The following is a 1,012-nucleotide window of genomic DNA, read 5'->3' as shown; positions in this document are numbered from 1 at the left end:
CTGGCGCGGGAGTCGGGTGCGAGTCTGTTCATGGTGTTGCAGGCGGGGGTGGCGTCGCTGCTGTCGCGGTTGGGTGCGGGGGAGGACGTGCCGATCGGTGCGCCGGTGGCCGGGCGGACGGATGCGGCGCTGGACGAGCTGGTGGGGTTCTTCGTGAACACGCTGGTGCTGCGGACGGATGTGTCGGGTGAGCCGACCTTCCGTGAACTGCTGGGCCGGGTACGGGAGACGGACCTGCGGGCGTTCGCGCATCAGGAGCTGCCGTTCGAGCGGCTGGTGGAGGAGCTGAACCCGGCCCGGTCGCTGGCCCGGCACCCGCTCTTCCAGGTCATGCTCAACCTCCAGAACCAGCAGGAGGGTTCCATCGACCTCCCCGGCATCACCAGCACCCTCGAACCGATCGATGCCGTCGCGGCCAAGTTCGACCTCTCCTTCACTGCAGTCGAGTCGGCGGCGGAGGGCCTGCTCGGTGCGGTGGAGTACGCCGTCGATCTGTTCGACCCGGCGACGGCGCAGTCCTTCGCCGACCGTCTGGTGCGGCTGCTGGAGGCGGTCGCCGCCGACCCGGACCTGCCCGTCGGCGCCGTCGACCTGCTCGCGCCCGGGGAGGAGGAGCGGATCCTGCGCGCCGGGACCGGGGCCGATGCGGACCTCTCGGAGGCCACCCTGCCCGACCTGGTCGAGGCGACGGTCGCGCGCACGCCGGACGCGCCGGCCGTGGAGTTCGGCGAAGAGGTGGTGAGCTACCGGGAGTTGAACGCGCGGGCGAACCGGCTCGCGCACCGGCTGATCGAGCGCGGGGTCGGCCCGGAGTCGGTGGTGGCGGTGTCGCTGCCGCGCTCCGTCGACCTGGTCGTCGCGCTGCTCGCGGTGCTGAAGGCCGGCGGGGCCTACCTGCCCGTCGACCCCGACCACCCGCAGGAGCGGGTGGAGTTCATGCTGCAGGACTCCCGCGCGGCCCTGCTGCTCGACCCCGCCGCGCTCGCCGCCGAGCCCGTCGCCGAGCCCGTCG

1 protein-coding gene is annotated in these 1,012 nt (G+C 73.0%); it reads left to right on the top strand.

Translation table 11 applies throughout. The features are described from left to right. Positions 1-30: 30 nt before the first annotated feature. On the top strand, positions 31-1,012 hold a 982-nt coding region (locus ACWGB8_RS38665; protein WP_452218321.1), incomplete at its 3' end, for a condensation domain-containing protein.

It is taken from the genome of Kitasatospora sp. NPDC054939 (genome assembly GCF_053610105.1).
Note: the sequence above shows the minus strand (reverse complement) of the source record. Positions and strands in the feature narration are given on the sequence as shown.